General features: G+C 40.6%; 26 protein-coding genes and 1 pseudogene. 1 reads left to right on the top strand and 26 read right to left on the bottom strand.

The window, feature by feature from the left end; genetic code table 11:
• Positions 1-1,084 precede the first annotated feature (1,084 nt).
• The 4 genes from rrtA to AC1M9I_RS11395 form a co-directional block, all read right to left on the bottom strand.
• Entirely contained in the window at positions 1,085-1,672 is a 588-nt protein-coding gene (gene rrtA, locus AC1M9I_RS11410; protein ID WP_035265184.1) for a rhombosortase, read from the bottom strand.
• A gap of 87 nt (positions 1,673-1,759) precedes the next feature.
• Positions 1,760-2,803, bottom strand: coding sequence for a hypothetical protein (locus AC1M9I_RS11405; protein ID WP_035265182.1), 1,044 nt, complete (start codon positions 2,801-2,803; stop codon positions 1,760-1,762).
• 537 nt (positions 2,804-3,340) lie between these two features.
• Positions 3,341-3,655: a hypothetical protein gene (locus tag AC1M9I_RS11400; protein ID WP_481594890.1), complete on the bottom strand. Its 315-nt coding sequence runs from the start codon at positions 3,653-3,655 to the stop codon at positions 3,341-3,343.
• Between the two features lie 61 nt (positions 3,656-3,716).
• Positions 3,717-3,977 (bottom strand): FAD assembly factor SdhE, encoded by a 261-nt coding sequence (locus AC1M9I_RS11395; protein WP_035265169.1) that lies wholly within the window; start codon positions 3,975-3,977, stop codon positions 3,717-3,719.
• A 179-nt stretch (positions 3,978-4,156) separates the two neighbouring features.
• On the opposite strand from AC1M9I_RS11395, the gene AC1M9I_RS11390 reads away from it, so the two are divergent.
• Positions 4,157-5,329 (top strand): acyl-CoA dehydrogenase family protein, encoded by a 1,173-nt coding sequence (locus tag AC1M9I_RS11390; RefSeq protein WP_481593796.1) that lies wholly within the window; start codon positions 4,157-4,159, stop codon positions 5,327-5,329.
• Positions 5,330-5,376: 47 nt separating this feature from the next.
• Here AC1M9I_RS11390 and AC1M9I_RS11385 read toward each other — a convergent pair whose 3' ends face one another.
• The 22 genes and pseudogenes from AC1M9I_RS11385 to rpsC all read right to left on the bottom strand — a co-directional run bounded on the left by AC1M9I_RS11385 (position 5,377) and on the right by rpsC (position 17,199).
• Positions 5,377-6,876 (bottom strand): flavin-containing monooxygenase, encoded by a 1,500-nt coding sequence (locus tag AC1M9I_RS11385; protein WP_481594922.1) that lies wholly within the window; start codon positions 6,874-6,876, stop codon positions 5,377-5,379.
• Positions 6,877-7,055: 179 nt separating this feature from the next.
• Positions 7,056-7,421, bottom strand: coding sequence for a 50S ribosomal protein L17 (rplQ, locus tag AC1M9I_RS11380; RefSeq protein WP_034587447.1), 366 nt, complete (start codon positions 7,419-7,421; stop codon positions 7,056-7,058).
• Positions 7,422-7,439: 18 nt separating this feature from the next.
• Positions 7,440-8,447, bottom strand: a complete 1,008-nt coding sequence (locus AC1M9I_RS11375) for a DNA-directed RNA polymerase subunit alpha (RefSeq protein ID WP_035265161.1) — start codon at positions 8,445-8,447, stop codon at positions 7,440-7,442.
• Between the two features lie 17 nt (positions 8,448-8,464).
• Complete coding sequence (rpsD, locus tag AC1M9I_RS11370) at positions 8,465-9,091, bottom strand: 30S ribosomal protein S4 (protein ID WP_035265160.1); 627 nt, start codon at positions 9,089-9,091, stop codon at positions 8,465-8,467.
• A 12-nt stretch (positions 9,092-9,103) separates the two neighbouring features.
• Positions 9,104-9,490 (bottom strand): 30S ribosomal protein S11, encoded by a 387-nt coding sequence (gene rpsK / locus AC1M9I_RS11365; protein WP_001040166.1) that lies wholly within the window; start codon positions 9,488-9,490, stop codon positions 9,104-9,106.
• A gap of 19 nt (positions 9,491-9,509) precedes the next feature.
• A complete protein-coding gene (gene rpsM, locus AC1M9I_RS11360; RefSeq protein ID WP_035265156.1) occupies positions 9,510-9,866 on the bottom strand; it encodes a 30S ribosomal protein S13 in 357 nt (118 codons plus the stop codon).
• A 106-nt stretch (positions 9,867-9,972) separates the two neighbouring features.
• Positions 9,973-10,089 (bottom strand): 50S ribosomal protein L36, encoded by a 117-nt coding sequence (rpmJ, locus tag AC1M9I_RS11355; protein ID WP_000867907.1) that lies wholly within the window; start codon positions 10,087-10,089, stop codon positions 9,973-9,975.
• A gap of 20 nt (positions 10,090-10,109) precedes the next feature.
• On the bottom strand, positions 10,110-11,429 hold the full coding sequence (secY, locus tag AC1M9I_RS11350) for a preprotein translocase subunit SecY (RefSeq protein ID WP_171076742.1): 1,320 nt from the start codon (positions 11,427-11,429) through the stop codon (positions 10,110-10,112).
• 45 nt (positions 11,430-11,474) lie between these two features.
• Positions 11,475-11,915 (bottom strand): 50S ribosomal protein L15, encoded by a 441-nt coding sequence (gene rplO / locus AC1M9I_RS11345; RefSeq protein ID WP_035265144.1) that lies wholly within the window; start codon positions 11,913-11,915, stop codon positions 11,475-11,477.
• Between the two features lie 3 nt (positions 11,916-11,918).
• The gene (gene rpmD, locus AC1M9I_RS11340) at positions 11,919-12,095 is read right to left on the bottom strand and encodes a 50S ribosomal protein L30 (protein ID WP_004786899.1); all 177 of its coding nucleotides are present in this window, start codon (positions 12,093-12,095) and stop codon (positions 11,919-11,921) included.
• A 6-nt stretch (positions 12,096-12,101) separates the two neighbouring features.
• Entirely contained in the window at positions 12,102-12,599 is a 498-nt protein-coding gene (rpsE, locus tag AC1M9I_RS11335) for a 30S ribosomal protein S5 (RefSeq protein ID WP_035265141.1), read from the bottom strand.
• Between the two features lie 2 nt (positions 12,600-12,601).
• Entirely contained in the window at positions 12,602-12,952 is a 351-nt protein-coding gene (rplR, locus tag AC1M9I_RS11330) for a 50S ribosomal protein L18 (RefSeq protein WP_035265138.1), read from the bottom strand.
• 14 nt (positions 12,953-12,966) lie between these two features.
• The gene (rplF, locus tag AC1M9I_RS11325) at positions 12,967-13,500 is read right to left on the bottom strand and encodes a 50S ribosomal protein L6 (protein WP_035265135.1); all 534 of its coding nucleotides are present in this window, start codon (positions 13,498-13,500) and stop codon (positions 12,967-12,969) included.
• Positions 13,501-13,513: 13 nt separating this feature from the next.
• Entirely contained in the window at positions 13,514-13,909 is a 396-nt protein-coding gene (gene rpsH, locus AC1M9I_RS11320; protein WP_035265132.1) for a 30S ribosomal protein S8, read from the bottom strand.
• 12 nt (positions 13,910-13,921) lie between these two features.
• Positions 13,922-14,227, bottom strand: a complete 306-nt coding sequence (gene rpsN, locus AC1M9I_RS11315) for a 30S ribosomal protein S14 (RefSeq protein WP_067731180.1) — start codon at positions 14,225-14,227, stop codon at positions 13,922-13,924.
• Positions 14,228-14,236: 9 nt separating this feature from the next.
• A complete protein-coding gene (rplE, locus tag AC1M9I_RS11310) occupies positions 14,237-14,773 on the bottom strand; it encodes a 50S ribosomal protein L5 (RefSeq protein ID WP_004809796.1) in 537 nt (178 codons plus the stop codon).
• A 16-nt stretch (positions 14,774-14,789) separates the two neighbouring features.
• Positions 14,790-15,107: a 50S ribosomal protein L24 gene (gene rplX / locus AC1M9I_RS11305; protein ID WP_035265122.1), complete on the bottom strand. Its 318-nt coding sequence runs from the start codon at positions 15,105-15,107 to the stop codon at positions 14,790-14,792.
• Between the two features lie 11 nt (positions 15,108-15,118).
• Positions 15,119-15,487 carry a 50S ribosomal protein L14 gene (rplN, locus tag AC1M9I_RS11300; protein WP_035265119.1) on the bottom strand — a complete coding sequence of 123 codons (369 nt, stop codon included), beginning with the start codon at positions 15,485-15,487 and terminating at the stop codon, positions 15,119-15,121.
• A 91-nt stretch (positions 15,488-15,578) separates the two neighbouring features.
• On the bottom strand, positions 15,579-15,836 hold the full coding sequence (gene rpsQ / locus AC1M9I_RS11295) for a 30S ribosomal protein S17 (protein ID WP_004691314.1): 258 nt from the start codon (positions 15,834-15,836) through the stop codon (positions 15,579-15,581).
• Positions 15,833-16,030: a 50S ribosomal protein L29 gene (gene rpmC / locus AC1M9I_RS11290; protein WP_035265113.1), complete on the bottom strand. Its 198-nt coding sequence runs from the start codon at positions 16,028-16,030 to the stop codon at positions 15,833-15,835. Before rpmC ends, rpsQ begins: the two co-directional genes overlap by 4 nt.
• Positions 16,030-16,443, bottom strand: a complete 414-nt coding sequence (gene rplP / locus AC1M9I_RS11285; RefSeq protein ID WP_035265110.1) for a 50S ribosomal protein L16 — start codon at positions 16,441-16,443, stop codon at positions 16,030-16,032. Before rplP ends, rpmC begins: the two co-directional genes overlap by 1 nt.
• Positions 16,383-17,199 (bottom strand): annotated as a pseudogene (gene rpsC, locus AC1M9I_RS11280) (30S ribosomal protein S3). The gene rplP and the pseudogene rpsC overlap by 61 nt, the downstream one beginning before the upstream one ends.

The following is a 17,199-nucleotide window of genomic DNA, read 5'->3' as shown; positions in this document are numbered from 1 at the left end:
TAATTAATGTCAGTGTACTGAACAAGATTATCCATAACCAGTAGATGATTGTCATCTCACTGGTTGGCGGAACACCAGAGTTCAATACAGATCTATACTGACTGATCGCTGAACTGGTTAAGAAACTGTTCGCAAGTATCATTGCGACAGCGTAAACCCTATAATCTAAAACAGAACTTGGACCGCGTAGACCAATGTGGTGGATTTTAAGTGTTGCAGTGATCGCTGCAAGTACCACCATGATAATCAATAGAACTGCCTTATTTTCCGTACCAAATTGGAAAATACCAAAGAAAGTTGTTTCCATGGTTCGGTAAGTTCGTATTGAAGGGTTATCTTCTAAATACTGAATTGACTTATCGTAGAAGGCATATTTTTCTTCACATAACTGTTGACCAGCCAACACAGAGGCACGAACATCTTCTTCAGATGTTGTGCCAAAAATATCTGCAAATTCATCCTTTGCATTGGCTTGCATTTGGTTTTGAACCAGAAGGTCAATATTTGGATTTCGATCACAGACTGGCTTTTCAGGTTCAGCACGCAAGAATGAATACTGCATACCAATTTTTTCGTCACCGTATAGACTTTCACCTAAACGTAACATCTGCCCGTGAATCATTTCTCCTGTCCCGATGATGAGCGTCAGTAACAGTAGAAGCAAAATCGTAAACGCAGATATCCACTCAGTCCATATATAACTAAGTAGACCTAACCCAGATCTCTTTTTAGAAGGCTCTTGCATTGTTATTCCATTATTTAATACTGCTATACATTGCCTGTACAGCTCATCTTTTCTAATTCGGGCTTAGGCAAAATCCTTTACCTAATTTCCTTACCTCTTTTATCACATGAATCTGACTGATTTTTTTTTAAAAAAGAATGACTGACTTTTCCATTTTTTTTAAATTTATGCCAATTTTCATCAATTCACCTCTTAAGAGCGAGATAAAAACCAACTAAATCAGTAGGCTATACCATACTGTATTTCTTTTTTTAAACAAATATGACCTTAAAAAAATAAATGCAAAAGATTCGAATCTGATCACACATTAAAATAAGTGATAATTAAGTATCAGAGTAATTAAGAGATGTGTGTGTCCTTCACGGAGATGTGCTGATAAATTAAAAAGAGCATGCTGAGTAATGCCCCCCATATTGCACCTGTTAAATGTGCTTCAACCAATACTGGGCTACCAATCATTTGCGCAGTATCGAGAGAACCAAAGATATTTTCCCACAAAATTTTGCCCGTGATTAAAGCTAATACAAGCAGCGAGAATTTACGTTCTTTTTCAAATTTTAAAAAATAAACTGCCAAAGCCATATACATACCATGTAGTACCCCTGATAGACCTGCATAAGCTTCAACGTGAGGATAAACATAATAAAAACTTAAACTAACTAATGGCGGGAGTGCGATCAACAAGTACAACATGTACCTAATTTTGACATATGGGAAGATGAAAGGCAGACAGGCTAAACCCACCATATTCAATGCATAGTGTATCCATCCCACATGTACATAGTGAGCTGTCCATACTCGCCAAATTTCTTCATCCAATACAGGACGCCAATAGAAAAAATACTCCTGAAAAATCTGCAGACTAGCGGAAATACTGATACAGCATGCAATAAACAGTATTTTTCGAATCAGGATAGTATCTTTCATCTTTCGTATTCCTAAAAGAAAAAGAGCTTAAAAGCTCTTTTTCTTGAATAACTCCATTTTTTAATTTTGAACAAAATTAAAAAAATCTTATTCGCCTAATGTGTTCTCGAAAAGATCATCGGCTTCATTGGTCGCTTGATCATCCCAGAAGCTCGACATTCCATCAGCTTCAGTTCGTACACCTGTATTCTCCGTCCAATAACGGTCTGAGATCGCTTGTATCATTTGTCCTGCCATATTATCCAATAACTTAAACTCTGGATTTACAGGAACTTCTTCAGCACGTGAAGCGGCATAAGAACGTAATGCATCACGTATTTTTGCATCGTCACCACTGGCTTGTGCTGCAACAGCATACAAGGCATGCGATAAGCGTACTCCTTTTTGCTCACCAATTTGCATAGATTGTTTAAGCGTTTGGTATGGATCTGGTTTGCCTGCATCAGCTCCAGGTAATAATGTCCAAATCACTGCTCGAGTAGCATTCGGTACACCCCAAAACTTGTTGTTATCAAGACAGACCATGCCACGTTCAACAATTGCTGCGATATCTTTAGGAACATGCACTTGACCACCAGAAGCAATATCATTGGTCATCGCTTGTAAGCCACTTAACATCCCTAACAGATATACTGTTTGGTCAAGATTACGACGCATAGTTGGACATGAGTCACCTAAATTATATTTATATTTAGACTGCCAACGCTCCGCAAACAATTGATAACCCGTATATTGACGTTCGGCAGCAACAGCAGCCCAGCGCTTTTGTTCAATACGCGCATCTTGTGCTTCTGTCACTTGACCTGCTTTTGATGCTCTTAGGTATCTTAATTCTGCATCTAAGGCACGATTTTCTGCGCACATCCCTGAAGCTGAATATAAAAGAACTGCCATACGGGTCGGATCAGCACCCATATCTTTAGTCGCCATAATCACAGGAGTCAAAGCTGTGCCCTGATTACACACCATATCCACATCACCCATTGAGAGTACTGGCGGTAAGATGTGTTTTTCACTAAACGCAAGTGATGCATTCGCACCAGTTTTGATTACGTATGAACATCCAGATAAAGTTGTAGCTGCTACAACCGCAATTGCCGTGAAAAGACCTTGAGTCTTTAATTTAGACATACTTCCTGTCCTCAATTTTATAATTTTGTCATCCTTGCGATTTAAAATATCAGATGCAATCGCTGAATAAAAGTGCAGCAATGCACTTCATTAACAATTAGTCTGTCATTGATCTGAATTGAAATGATTGACTTATTTTTTGAATTGTTAAAATTTTGGGCAAAAAAAAGTAGCATTGCGACGGTTCGGCACATGCTACTTATTAAATGGTAAACTCAAGAGAGTTTATTTTGTTCGTTGTTGTGGTGTTCAATTCGTTCCTTCAGCACAGTTCCTAGTCTTCCAATTATAATTGCCATAACAGCAGCAACCACTAGAAACAACCACATATGAATTTCGCTCATTTTGAAATTCCTCATTAGCTGTTGGTATGTTTAATGTACTTTAGAAATTAAGATTTCATCGTGTTTTTGTCTAACAATTTGATTTTCTTTCATTTTCGTCAAACAATTCATTTTTTATTCATATAATATATTTTTAAATAATTGTTTTTTATCATGTTTTAAATTTAAAAATAAAAGACTTATTGTCTAACAATTAGCCAAAACTTGCATGAGTAATCAAGCTTTTCCATTGTTTTTCATCTATTTGATCTCTCCAAATCACCAAAGAATCGAATTTATTTTCGTTAAAACTGAGTATTACGAAGTAATGAAAATGAAAAACTCGATTCAGTTTTGCTTGGTATATTTTTGGATTTGAAGTCATTTGAATCGACCATAAATCTTTGTCTATTTTTTGTAATTCTTTTAATTGTGGTTTTTTTCTAAAATTCCACCAGATAATCAGTATAAATATAATACTGCCCAAAGCATAAATGAGCTTAATACTGATTAATAAAGTAATACTCATGATGAAAATAGAGAAAACATGAAACACAGCCGAATAAGAGCTGTGTTTCAGTGAATAACGCTCATGGATTATGGACATAATCTTTTAATTTTTGAATAAATTGGCGCAATTCAGGTCGAGGTGGTTCAGAAACCTCCATAAACCAATCCAATAAATCAGGATCTTCTTGTTCAACCAGTTCAGCAAACATTGCTTTCTCTTCTGGTTCAGCTTGCAAATAGTATTGCTTTACATAAGGATCAAAATACACGTCAATTTCTTTTAAACCACGACGTGCGCGATAGATAACTTTACGCTCTTCAAGCGTTAATTCATCGTACATTTTTATCCCCTAATCTGTGTTCATTCCATTTTAACTGAAGCCATGAGCTTTGTGTTTTAAAAATATCAATTGACCAAATTCATCAGCAATTCTTGCGATTTGAGCATTCAACACATTGCACCAATGTTCAGGCTCTCTTATGTTGTGGCTAATCTAATAACACTTATGGAAATATAAATATGCAATCAGGCGCAATTCGACCAATTCCTAATATGTTACCTCGAAAATTATTCAATGCAGAGCATGAAGCGTTTCGTGATACTGTCCGAAAATTCTATGAAAAAGAAGTCGTTCCAAATATTGCAAAATATGAAGAACAACAACATGTAGATCGTGACTTATGGAATAAAGCGGGTGAAATGGGTCTATTGTGCACCACAATGCCTGAAGAATATGGTGGATATGGTGTAGATCGACTCTACAGTATGATCCTCATTGAAGAACAAGCTTATGCAATGGATTCATCAACTGGTTTTTCATTGCATTCGGATATTGTTGCGAATTACCTGAATAATTTTGCCAACGAAGAGCAAAAGAAAAAATGGCTCCCTAAAATGGCTTCTGGCGAAGTTGTCACTGCCATTGCGATGACTGAGCCTGGTACAGGTTCAGACTTACAAGCTGTACGAACTTCTGCAGTTTTAGATGGCGATGAATATGTCATCAATGGTTCTAAAATTTTTATTACCAACGGTTATCTATGTGATATGGCAATTGTTGTGTGCAAAACAGGTAATAGTGATAAAGGTTCAGCCAACTTATCTCTCATTATTGTCGAAGCTGATCGAGCTGGATTCACCAAAGGTAAACCACTCAATAAAATTGGTATGAAAGGACAAGATACTTGCGAATTGTTCTTTGATAATGTTCGTGTACCAAAGGAAAATTTGATTGGTATGGAAGGCATGGGCTTCATCATGCTTATGAAAGAACTCGCTTGGGAACGTATGCTTGTTGCGATTATCTGCCAAGCAGGTGCAGAAGCTGCCTTTGCACACACAGTACAATATACAAAAGATCGTAAAGCATTCGGCAAGCCAATTGGCACATTTCAAAATACACGTTTTAAGCTAGCAGAACTTCGAACTGAAATAGACTTCTGTCGTTCTTATTTAGATCGTTGTATGGAATTACAACTTGAGGGTACGTTAGGTGTAGATGCGGCCGCAGCTGCAAAATATAAAATTTCTGATATGTTCTCTAAAGTCGTTGATGAGTGCTTACAGTTACATGGTGGCTATGGCTTCATGCTTGAATACCCTATTGCACGCGCATATATCGATAACCGTGCAAATCGTATATATGCCGGCACCAATGAAATCATGAAAGAACTCATATCACGTTCTTTATAAATAGAAAAAGGAAGCTTTCGCTTCCTTTTTATTTTAATAGCTATTCATTAAGATACTAATTTAGGCTTTTTTACTGACTGTGCAGGAGCCTTCGCAAATTTTAAAATACCATCATTAAAAGTCGCATTTTTGAGATCTTTACGATCAGCTAAATAGTTATGCGTTGCCATCCAAGGTGCCTTAGTACCTTGTTTTGGAAGTTGATCAGCCGCACGCGCAATATAACCTGATGACATTTCACCCATAACTGTTTCATCGAGCATTGCAGAATGGTCAGTTGGTGCGACAACTTCATCATAACCGTTCTGATCCATAAATTTGAATAGACGGCAAATATAATCAGCAATGACATCTACTTTTAATGTCCATGATGCGTTCACATAACCAATGACCATCGCCATATTTGGTACATCACTTACCATCACACCATTATAAAGCATATGTTCGCTAGTCTTGATCGGCTGACCATCAACAGTCGCTTTGATACCGCCCATAATTTGAATTTCTAGACCAGTCGCAGAAACAATGATATCTGCATCTAAGTGTTTACCAGATTTCAATTGAATACCATTTTCAGTGAATGATTCAATATGATCTGTTTCAACACTTGCTTTACCACTACGTAAAATTTTGAATAAATCACCGTCTGGCACTACACATAAACGTTGATCCCAAGGATTGTAACTTGGGGTAAAGTGTTTCATATCCACTTTACCTTTCAACTGCATTTCAATAGATTTAAGAAGTAACTTGCGAACCAGTTGAGGTTGTTTTTTTGACAAAGCAAAAATTGCACGTTGCATTCCGATATTACGAGCACGCGTGAACTTATATGCCATGTCCTCTGTCATAAATTTACGTGTTTTGTCATAAACAAAATCAATCGAAGGAATTGAAGCAATATAAGTTGGTGAACGTTGTAACATTGTTACATGCCCAGCCCCACCTTTTGCCATTGCTGGTACTAAAGTGATTGCAGTTGCTCCACTACCAATGATAACTACTTTCTTGCCGGTATAATCTAAATTTTCAGGCCAAAATTGTGGATGAATCAATTGACCTTTAAATTTATCTTGATTTGGAAAATCAGGTTGGAAACCTTGGTCATAGTTATAATAACCTGTGCAGCCTAAGACGAAATTAGCTTGCCAAGTTTGTTTCTTTTGATTTTGATCTTCGATTTCTACAATCCATTTTTTTATTGAAGTATCGTAATTCGCAGAAAGTACACGATGCTCAAAATGAATTTTTTCTTTAATATTGTACTCACTAACAACTTCACCCAAGTAACCTTTAATCGAAGCGCCATCTGCAAGCACATTCGCTTTACGCCATGGCTTAAAATTGTAGCCAAAAGTAGACATATCTGAGTCGGAGCGAATACCTGGGTATTTAAACAAATCCCACGTTCCACCGAAACTTTTACGACGTTCGAGTATTTCAAATTTACGGTTCGGATTATTTTTAATTAAATGTGCTGCAATTCCAATTCCAGAGATACCAGCACCAACAATAAGAATATCGACTTGCTTATCCATTTCTTTTATTAACCTTTTTATAAGAACATTTTTATTAAAACATATTTTTGACAATACACAATGTCAAGTTTGACTAAAAGTTGCAAAAAACATGTCAATTCAGGTCAAGTAATGCCAATTGTTAGACAAAAAAAGGCCGGTTTATTCAACCGACCTTTTTTGAACAACTTGCGATGTTCTACACGAAATTATTTAACTTCGCGATCTACTAGCTCAACGTAAGCCATCGGTGCAGCATCACCTGCACGGAAGCCCGCTTTAAGAACACGTAGATAACCGCCGTTACGTTCTTTGTAACGAGGGCCAAGAACGGTAAATAATTTACCAACAGTTGCTGCTGAACGAGTACGAGCAAACGCTAAACGACGGTTTGCTACTGTATCGACTTTAGCTAAAGTGATTAAAGGCTCAGCTACACGACGTAACTCTTTTGCTTTAGGCACAGTTGTTTTGATCAACTCGTGTTCAAACAAAGAATTAGCCATGTTTTGGAACATCGCTTTACGATGACTGCTTGTACGGCCTAATTTCACACCACTATTACGATGACGCATGGTGATAGTCCTACTTAATTAACGACTACGATAGGCAAAACGATCGTCCATACGTAAACTAGCTGGTGGCCAGTTTTCTAAACGCATGCCGAGTTGTAAGCCTTTTGAAGCCAGAACATCTTTGATCTCAGTCAACGATTTTTTACCTAAGTTAGGAGTTTTTAACAACTCAACTTCAGTACGTTGAACAAGATCACCAATGTAGTAAATATTTTCTGCTTTCAAACAGTTAGCAGAACGAACAGTAAGCTCTAGATCATCTACTGGACGAAGCAAGATTGGGTCAACTTCTTCACGAGGTTCTTGAGCAACTGGAGCTTGATCTTTCTGAAGATCAACAAAGATTGCAATTTGTTGTTGCAAGATTGTTGCCGCTTTGCGGATCGCTTCTTCAGGGTCAACAGTCCCGTTTGTTTCAAGATCAATGACCAACTTGTCAAGGTCTGTACGTTGTTCTACACGAGCATTTTCAACTGTGTAAGAAACACGTTTAATCGGGCTATAAGACGCATCTAATTGTAAACGTCCCACTGGGCGAGTTTCACCTTCTGGGAAGCGAGAATCAGAAGTCTCATAACCACGACCTTGAACAACTTTCAAGCGCATTTTCAATGAGCCTGAAGCACTTAACGTGCCGATCAAATGTTCAGGGTTAACCACTTCAACATTGTGAGGTAAACGAAGATCAGCGGCAGTTACATCGCCAGGACCTTGTTTCTCTAATGTCAAATATGCTTCATTTTGATCGAACAGCTTAATAGACAATCCTTTAAGGTTCAGCAAGAGCTCGACGATGTCCTGCTGCAAGCCTTCTAAAGTACTGTACTCGTGCTCGACGCCTTCAATCTCAACTTCAACCACAGCAGCGCCAGGTAAAGATGATAAAAGAATGCGACGTAAAGCATTACCTAGAGTATGACCAAAGCCACGCTCTAAAGGTTCTAGAATCACTTTTGCCGAGGTCCCGCTTGCCGCTTCGACCTTGATCGCTTGCGGAGTTAGAAACTCGTTTGCAGTACGCGTCATTATTGCTACCTCAAGGATTATTTAGAATACAATTCAACAATCAAGCTTTCGTTGATTTCAGCAGGTAAATCAGAACGATCAGGTGCAGATTTGAATGTACCTTCTAATTTAGAATGGTCAACTTCCATCCAAGAAGGAGTTCCACGTTGAGCAGCCAATTCAATTGCGTTTTTAATACGTAATTGTTGTTTAGCGCCTTCGTGTACTGCAATCACGTCACCAGCTTTAACTTGGATTGACGCGATGTTAACACGACGACCATTTAAAGTGATTGAACGGTGAGATACAAGCTGACGAGCTTCTGCACGTGTAGAACCAAAGCCCATACGATAAACAACGTTATCTAAACGGCTTTCAAGCAATTTCAACAAGTTTTCACCTGTTGCGCCTTTAACACGAGCAGCTTCTTTATAGTAGTTACTAAATTGACGTTCTAAAACACCGTACATACGACGTACTTTTTGTTTTTCACGTAATTGTAGTGAGTACTCTGATTGTTTACCACCACGAGCTCCACCATGTTGGCCAGGAGCTTTAGCATGTTTTTTTGTCTTAACATCAAACGGTTTAACGCCTGATTTAAGTTGCAGGTCTGTCCCTTCGCGGCGAGAGAGTTTGCATTTTGGACCAATATAACGAGCCATGAATGTTTCTCCTTACACGCGACGTTTTTTAGGTGGACGGCAACCGTTGTGAGGAATTGGAGTCACATCGGTAATGCTATTAATTTTATAACCCACTGCACCTAAAGCACGAACCGCAGATTCACGACCTGGACCAGGACCTTTAACAAGGACGTCCAAGTTTTTCAAACCGTAATCTAAAGCAGCTTTACCAGCAACTTCAGCAGCTACCTGAGCAGCAAACGGAGTTGATTTACGTGATCCACGGAAGCCTTGTCCACCTGAAGTGGCCCAAGCCAGTGCATTACCTTGACGATCGGTAATAGTCACAATGGTGTTATTAAAAGAAGCGTGAATGTGTGCAACACCTTCAGAGACGGTACGAGTGACCTTCTTGCGTGTGCGAGTATCTTTAGCCATCTTTTAGCTTCCAGAAATCTTATTTCTTAATAGGTTTGCGCGGACCTTTACGGGTACGTGCGTTAGTTTTGGTGCGTTGTCCGCGGACAGGCAAGCTGCGACGATGACGAAGACCGCGGTAGCAGCCTAAATCCATTAAACGTTTAATGTTCATGGAAATTTCGCGACGTAAGTCACCTTCGGTCGGAACCTTAGCAACTTCTGCACGAATCGCATCAAGCTGAGCGTCATCTAATTCACGGATCTTAGTAGTTGGTGCAATACCAGTTGCAGCTAAGATTTGCTTAGCAGTATGGCGGCCAATACCAAAGATATACGTAAGAGAGATAACAGCATGCTTGTTATCCGGAATGTTTACACCGGCAATACGAGCCATTCACTTTCTCCAAAAAGGCAGTAGAGATAATCAACCGCCCCACAAAATCTTTGAGGGGCGGATAATAACCTAATTAGCCTACTGAAATCAACAGGTCTTGATCAGATTAACCTTGACGCTGCTTATGACGAGGTTCAGCGCTACAAATCACGCGGATTACCCCATTACGACGGATAACTTTACAGCTACCACAAATTTTCTTTACAGAAGCTTGAACTTTCATGATGAAACCTCTAAGTGCGCTTATCCCTTAGGATGAGCAGTCGTTTTACTCATTAGTGTTTGATTATCATATTGGCGCGATGTGAGGTGTGCCTGTAGCTGAGCCATAAAGTCCATAACTACAACAACCACGATCAACAGCGATGTACCACCCAAATGGAATGGAATACCAAAAGAACTTTGAAGCACCATCGGCATTAAACATACAACAGTGATATAAATCGAACCGATAAATGTTAAACGACTAAGAATATGATCTAAATAACGAGCAGTTTGCTCACCTGGGCGGATACCAGGTACATAAGCTCCACTACGCTTTAAGTTTTCTGATACTTCTTTAGGACTGAAAACTAGTGCCGTATAAAAATAACAGAAGAAAATAATAAGCGCACCGAATAGCACCAAATATAATGGTTGTCCAGGCGATAAAACTAATGCCAAATCTTGTAGTGTACGCTTAACGATCCCTGCATTAGGATCAGAACTACCTAACCATTGACCTAAACTTGCAGGAAACAGCAATAACGAACTTGCGAAAATTGCTGGAATTACACCCGCCATATTTATTTTTAATGGTAAGTGAGTCTGCTGTGCAGTAAATACTCGGCGACCTTGCTGCTTTTGAGCATAGTTAACAGGTATACGACGTTGTGCTTTTTCAATAAACACAATCGCAGCTAAAACAGCTAAAGACAATAAGCCAAATATAGCAATACCAATTAAGCTTGATTGACCATTTTCCACAAGGGTAAATGATTGCACAACCATACTTGGTAAACCAGCAACAATACCTGCAAAGATGATCATAGAGATCCCATTACCAACACCACGTTCGGTAATTTGCTCTCCCAACCACATTAAGAACATGGTACCTGCAACTAAAGACGTTAATGCAGGAATATAGAATGCTAAACCTGAAGTAAAGGTAATCCCTTGACTGATCAGACCCGCACACATACCAATACCTTGTACAATTGCAAGGAATAATGTGCCGTAACGCGTATATTGGTTAATCTTACGCTTGCCCTGCTCGCCTTCTTTTTTCAATGCTTCCAGCGAAGGAACAACCGTTGACATTAACTGCACGATAATCGATGCAGAAATATACGGCATGATTCCCAACGCAAGAATGGACATTCGTTCCAATGCCCCGCCTGAGAACATATTAAACAAACCAAGGAAAGTACCCTGGTTTGCATTAAAGAAACGTTCTAAAGCGACATTATCAATACCTGGCAGCGGAATATGCGCTCCTAGTCGAAAGACCACCAAAGCACCAATTAAAAACATTAATCGGCGAATAATTTCACGATATTTCACGTGAAATGGTTGACCTTTCATCATGTGAACATGACCTGTAGAACTAGGAGACATAGACACTCGCGATTACTCCTCGACTTTACCGCCAGCAGCTTCAACAGCAGCTTTAGCGCCTTTAGTCAATGCAACACCTTGAACAGTGAATGCACGAGTGATTTCACCAGAAAGAACGATACGAGCACGAATCATATCTTTACGTACAACGTTCGCTGCTTTTAAAGTTTCAAGAGTAACGATATCGCCTTCAACTTTGTTAAGTTCAGACAAACGTACTTCAGCAGTTTTCAAAGCCAATTGGCTAGTGAAACCGAACTTAGGTAGACGACGATATAACGCAGTTTGACCACCCTCGAAACCTGGACGAGTACCACCGCTCTTACGTGAGTTTTGACCTTTGACACCACGGCCACCAGTCTTACCAACGCCAGAACCAATACCACGGCCTAAACGAAGGTTTTCACGCTTAGCACCTTCTGCAGGTGCAATTGTATTTAAACGCAGAGTCATGGCTTATTCCTCTACACTAACCATATAGTAAACTTGATTGATCATACCACGGTTAGAAGGAGTATCTTGAACTTCTACAGTGTGACCAATACGACGCAGACCTAAACCTTTAAGGCTAAGCTTGTGATTTTTCAAGCGATGCGATGCAGATTTAGTCTGGGTAACTTTAATCGTTTTCATGATTGATTACCCTTGAATTTGTGCTACTGAAAGACCACGTTTCGCAGCAACTTTCTCAGGAGAAGTCATATCACGCAGACCATTAAAAGTCGCGTTTACTACGTTCGCAGCGTTAGTAGAACCATAACATTTAGTTAATACGTTACGTACACCAACAGCTTCTAAAACAGCACGCATAGCGCCACCAGCAATTACACCAGTACCTTCAGAAGCAGGTTGCATGTAAACACGGCTAGCACCGTGACGAGCGTTGATAGGGTGCTGAACAGTACCATCAACAAGTTCAACAGTAATCATGTTGCGACGAGCAGCTTCAAGTGCTTTAGAAATAGCAGCTGGAACTTCACGAGCTTTACCACGACCAAAACCTACGCGACCATTACCATCACCCACAACAGTTAATGCTGTGAAAGAGAAGATACGACCACCCTTAACAACTTTGGCTACACGATCAACGGCAACCAGCTTTTCAACAAGACCTTCGTTTTGTTCAACTTTAGCCATGATTAGAACTCCAAGCCGTTTTCACGAGCAGCATCAGCCAAGGCTTTGATACGACCATGATATTTGAAACCAGAACGGTCAAATGCAACTTTAGTTACGCCAGCTGCTTTAGCACGTTCAGCGATTAAAGCACCAACTTTAGTAGCTGCTTCAACGTTACCTGTAGTACCACTACGTAACGTAGCATCTAAAGTAGAAGCTTGCGCTAATACTTTGCCACCATCTGCTGAGATTACTTGAGCATAGATGTGACGCGGAGTGCGGTTTACACACAAACGAGTCGCACCCAATGCACGGATGTGCAAGCGTGTGCTTTTCGCACGACGCAAACGGGTTTGTTTCTTTTCGTTCATAAGAACCTCGCGCCTTATTTCTTCTTAGCTTCTTTACGAAGTACAACTTCATCAGAATAACGAACACCTTTACCTTTATATGGCTCTGGCGGACGGTAACCACGGATATCTGCAGCAACTTGACCTAAAGCTGCTTTATCAGCAGATTTAAGCACGATTTCAGTAGCTGTAGGTGTTTCAGCAGTTACACCTTCAGGAAGGTTGTAATCGATCGGGTGAGAGAAACCTAGGTTAAGGTGAACTGTGTTCCCTTTAACCGCAGCTTTATAACCAACACCGATAAGTTGTAACTTACGTTCGAAACCTTCGCTAACACCTTTAACAAGGTTGTTAAGCACAGCGCGAGCAGTACCAGCTTGCATCCAAGCATCTTTAGATTCAGCTTTAGGAGCAACAGCTAGAATACCGTCTTCCTGTTTTAGCTCGACCAGCGCATGCAGGTTGAAAGACAAAGTACCCTTGCTGCCTTTCACTTCGACCTGCCGGCCGTTCTGAGTAACTGTTACACCGTTAGGTACAGTTACTGGGGCTTTAGCCACACGAGACATGAGGAATCACCTATTAAGAAACAAAAGCAATAACTTCACCACCGATACCTGCAGCACGTGCAGCGCGATCAGTCATGATGCCTTTGCTTGTAGAAACAATTGCAATACCTAAACCTTGCTTAACGCTTGGAAGGTTATCTTTACCGCGATATTGACGTAAACCTGGACGGCTAACGCGCTTCACAGTCTCAATAACTGGTTTGCCTTCGAAATATTTTAAAGTCAAAGTAAGTGTTGGTTTGCCTTCAGCATCTGCAACAGCTACATCAGCGATATAACCTTCTTGTTGAAGAACGTTAGCAATCGCAACTTTTAACTTTGAGTTTGGCATAGAAACAGTTTGTTTCTTCGCCATTTGTGCGTTACGAACACGTGTTAACATGTCGGCAACGGTATCTTGCATACTCATTTATAGTGCTCCTTACCAGCTTGCCTTAACAACGCCCGGTACATCACCTTGCATTACTGTGTCACGTAATTTGTTACGGCTTAAACCGAACTTACGGAAGTAACCATGAGGACGACCAGTTAAACCACAACGGTTACGAAGACGTACTGGAGATGCATTACGTGGTAATGCTTGTAACTTCATCATCGCTTCGAAACGCTCTTCGTCGCTTGCATTTACGTTTGCAATAACAGCTTTTAATTCAGCACGTTTTGCAGCGTATTTAGCAACAGTAGCTTCGCGTTTCAATTCGCGATTAATCATACCTTTCTTAGCCATATCGACCTCTTATTTGAACGGGAAGCCGAATGCACGCATAAGCGCACGGCCTTCGTCATCGGTGCGAGCAGTCGTAGTGATGGTAATATCCATACCACGAATACGGTCAATCTTATCAAAATCGATCTCAGGGAACATAATCTGTTCTTTAAGACCCATAGAGTAGTTACCACGACCGTCAAATGATTTCGCAGAGAAACCACGGAAGTCACGGATACGAGGGATCGCGATAGAGATCAAACGGTCTAAGAATTCGTACATGCGTTCGCCGCGTAAAGTAACTTTACAACCAATCGGCCAACCATCACGGATTTTGAAACCAGCGATAGATTTACGAGCTAACGTAAGAACTGGTTTTTGACCAGCGATAGCTTGCATATCAGAAAGAGCACCATCAAGGAGTTTTTTGTCAGCAGCAGCTGCACCAACACCCATATTGATCGTGATTTTAGTGATGCGAGGGATCTCCATCACATTCTTAACGCCCAATTGTTCTTGTAATTGAGCTTTAAGTTCGTCGTTGTAACGCGCTTTAAGTCTGGCCATTGCCTATTTCAACCTATTACTTCGCTACCGCCACTGATTCACCATTTGATTTGTAAACGCGAGTTTTCACGCCGTCAATCACTTGGTAACCAACACGGTCAGCCTTTTGGGTTGTAGCATTAAAAATTGCCACGTTAGAGATATGAAGCAAAGCTTCTTGTGTAACGATAGCGCCTTCAGCACCTGTTGCACGGTTAGGCTTTTGATGCTTCTTAACTAAGTTAAGACCTTCAACCTTAACTCGGTCATTAGAAACAGACAAAACAGTACCTTGTTTGCCTTTTTCTTTACCTGCGATCACGATTACTTGATCGCCTTTTTTAATCTTAGCCATGATTGCCTCTATTATAGAACTTCAGGAGCCAATGAAATGATTTTCATGAACTGTTCAGTACGAAGTTCACGAGTCACTGGTCCGAAAATACGAGTAGCAATCGGAGCTTTGTTGTTGTTCAAAATAACAGCAGCGTTATCATCGAAACGAATAACAGAACCATCTGGACGACGGATACCGAATTTTGTACGTACAACTACTGCATTCATTACGTCGCCTTTTTTAACACGGCCACGTGGAATTGCTTCTTTTACAGTAACTTTAATAATGTCGCCAACTGAAGCATAACGACGATGTGAACCACCAAGTACTTTAATACATTGTACGCGGCGAGCACCACTGTTGTCTGCTACGTCGAGCATAGTTTCGGTCTGAATCATTGCCCTACTCCAAAACCGAGCATCACCGGTCACAATTTCGAAAGGCTCAAAGAGTACTCGAAATTGACCGATGATGCAACAAGAACGTTATTTACTCAGCAGCTGCTTCAACAACTTCAACTAAAGTCCAAGACTTAGTTTTAGAAATTGGGCGGCTTTCTTTGATAGTTACAACATCGCCAGTTTTAGCAGTGTTGTTCTCATCATGAGCGTGTAATTTTGTTGAACGGCGGATTGATTTGCCATACAACGGGTGTTGAACGCGGCGTTCGATAAGAACAACGATAGACTTGTCCATCTTGTCGCTTACTACTTTGCCTGTTAACGTGCGAACTGTTTGCTCACTCATTGTGCGTTCCCCTGTTTTTCGGTAAGGAGGGTCTTGATGCGAGCAATAGTTTTACGAGTTAATTGCACTTCGTGCGATTTACCCAATTGACCAGTTGCTTTAGCCATGCGAAGACGGAATTGGTTCAACTGTTGCTCATCAAGCAAAGCTGTCAATTCTTCTACCGACTTTTCACGTAGATCTTTAGTTTTCATTACATTACCGTCCGAGTCACGATAGTGGTTTTAAACGGAAGTTTAGCAGCAGCAAGCGTAAATGCTTCACGCGCTAATTCTTCGTTCACACCTTCCATTTCGTACAGGATCTTACCTGGTTTGATTTCACAAACCCAATATTCCACAGAACCTTTACCTTTACCCATACGAACTTCTAATGGTTTTTCAGTAATTGGTTTGTCCGGGAATACACGGATAAAGATCTTACCACCACGTTTTACACGACGGCTGATTGTACGACGCGCTGCTTCAATTTGACGCGCAGTCATGCGACCACGTTCAACTGATTTAAGTGCGATAGTACCAAAAGATACTGTGCTACCGCGATGTGCTAGACCAGTGTTACGGCCTTTTTGCACTTTACGGAATTTAGTACGTTTAGGTTGCAACATGGATTATTCTCCTTTTTCAGCAGAACGATCATTGCGACGACCACGACGCTCTTGACCTTCACCACGACCGCGACCACGTTTAGCTGGACGTTCTTCAGCTGGAGCTGGGTTCATGACTTGTTTCATGCCGCCCAAGATCTCACCACGGAAGATCCAAACTTTAACGCCGATCGTACCGTAAGTAGTTTCTGCGCGAACCGCTGAATAGTCGATGTCAGCACGAAGAGTATGTAGAGGTACACGACCCTCACGATACCATTCAGTACGTGCAATCTCTGCACCGCCTAAACGACCAGAAACTTCAACTTTGATACCTTTCGCACCAGCACGCATAGTGTTTTGAACCGCACGCTTCATAGCACGACGGAACATTACACGTTTTTCTAATTGAGAAGCAATTGCTTCACCAACTAGACGAGCGTCTAAATCTGGACGATCAATTTCGTTGATGCTTACTTGCGCTGGAACACCCATAATATTGGTAAGTTCGCGCTGTAATTTTTCAATGTCTTCGCCTTTTTTACCGATCACGATACCAGGACGAGCAGTGCTAATTGTTACTTTAGCAGCGCCTGTTGGACGTTCGATAAGAATATTGCTCACCATCGCATTCTTAAGTTTTTTGTTTAAAAACTCACGAACTTGAAGATCTTTAAGCAAGTATTCAGCGTATTGTTTCGGATTCGCATACCAGTTAGCGTTATGACGTTTCACAACACCTAGGCGGATACCGATTGGATGAACCTTCTGACCCAT

Source organism: Acinetobacter sp. ANC_7553 (genome assembly GCF_056779895.1).
Note: the sequence above shows the minus strand (reverse complement) of the source record. Positions and strands in the feature narration are given on the sequence as shown.

Excerpts from the sequence above, each read along its gene's own strand:
- AC1M9I_RS11400 (WP_481594890.1), bottom strand. The coding sequence starts at position 3,655 with ATGAGTATTACTTTATTAATCAGTATTAAGCTCATTTATGCTTTGGGC.
- rpmJ (WP_000867907.1), bottom strand. The coding sequence starts at position 10,089 with ATGAAAGTTCAAGCTTCTGTAAAGAAAATTTGTGGTAGCTGTAAAGTT.
- rpsD (WP_035265160.1), bottom strand. The coding sequence starts at position 9,091 with ATGGCTCGTTATATTGGTCCAAAATGCAAACTCTCTCGCCGCGAAGGG.
- rplP (WP_035265110.1), bottom strand. The coding sequence starts at position 16,443 with ATGTTGCAACCTAAACGTACTAAATTCCGTAAAGTGCAAAAAGGCCGT.
- AC1M9I_RS11390 (WP_481593796.1), top strand. The coding sequence starts at position 4,157 with ATGCAATCAGGCGCAATTCGACCAATTCCTAATATGTTACCTCGAAAA.
- rplN (WP_035265119.1), bottom strand. The coding sequence starts at position 15,487 with ATGATTCAGACCGAAACTATGCTCGACGTAGCAGACAACAGTGGTGCT.
- rpsN (WP_067731180.1), bottom strand. The coding sequence starts at position 14,227 with ATGGCTAAGAAAGGTATGATTAATCGCGAATTGAAACGCGAAGCTACT.
- rpmD (WP_004786899.1), bottom strand. The coding sequence starts at position 12,095 with ATGAAAACGATTAAAGTTACCCAGACTAAATCTGCATCGCATCGCTTG.
- secY (WP_171076742.1), bottom strand. The coding sequence starts at position 11,429 with ATGAAAGGTCAACCATTTCACGTGAAATATCGTGAAATTATTCGCCGA.
- rplQ (WP_034587447.1), bottom strand. The coding sequence starts at position 7,421 with ATGCGTCATCGTAATAGTGGTGTGAAATTAGGCCGTACAAGCAGTCAT.
- rpmC (WP_035265113.1), bottom strand. The coding sequence starts at position 16,030 with ATGAAAACTAAAGATCTACGTGAAAAGTCGGTAGAAGAATTGACAGCT.
- rpsK (WP_001040166.1), bottom strand. The coding sequence starts at position 9,490 with ATGGCTAAAGATACTCGCACACGCAAGAAGGTCACTCGTACCGTCTCT.
- rrtA (WP_035265184.1), bottom strand. The coding sequence starts at position 1,672 with ATGAAAGATACTATCCTGATTCGAAAAATACTGTTTATTGCATGCTGT.
- rplX (WP_035265122.1), bottom strand. The coding sequence starts at position 15,107 with ATGGCTAAGATTAAAAAAGGCGATCAAGTAATCGTGATCGCAGGTAAA.
- rpsH (WP_035265132.1), bottom strand. The coding sequence starts at position 13,909 with ATGAGTATGCAAGATACCGTTGCCGACATGTTAACACGTGTTCGTAAC.
- rpsE (WP_035265141.1), bottom strand. The coding sequence starts at position 12,599 with ATGGCTAAAGTTGAACAAAACGAAGGTCTTGTTGAAAAGCTGGTTGCC.
- AC1M9I_RS11405 (WP_035265182.1), bottom strand. The coding sequence starts at position 2,803 with ATGTCTAAATTAAAGACTCAAGGTCTTTTCACGGCAATTGCGGTTGTA.
- rplO (WP_035265144.1), bottom strand. The coding sequence starts at position 11,915 with ATGACTCTGCGTTTAAATACAATTGCACCTGCAGAAGGTGCTAAGCGT.
- rplF (WP_035265135.1), bottom strand. The coding sequence starts at position 13,500 with ATGTCTCGTGTGGCTAAAGCCCCAGTAACTGTACCTAACGGTGTAACA.
- AC1M9I_RS11375 (WP_035265161.1), bottom strand. The coding sequence starts at position 8,447 with ATGACGCGTACTGCAAACGAGTTTCTAACTCCGCAAGCGATCAAGGTC.
- rplE (WP_004809796.1), bottom strand. The coding sequence starts at position 14,773 with ATGGCCAGACTTAAAGCGCGTTACAACGACGAACTTAAAGCTCAATTA.
- rplR (WP_035265138.1), bottom strand. The coding sequence starts at position 12,952 with ATGAACGAAAAGAAACAAACCCGTTTGCGTCGTGCGAAAAGCACACGC.
- AC1M9I_RS11395 (WP_035265169.1), bottom strand. The coding sequence starts at position 3,977 with ATGTACGATGAATTAACGCTTGAAGAGCGTAAAGTTATCTATCGCGCA.
- rpsM (WP_035265156.1), bottom strand. The coding sequence starts at position 9,866 with ATGGCTCGTATTGCCGGTGTAAACATTCCGGATAACAAGCATGCTGTT.
- rpsQ (WP_004691314.1), bottom strand. The coding sequence starts at position 15,836 with ATGAGTGAGCAAACAGTTCGCACGTTAACAGGCAAAGTAGTAAGCGAC.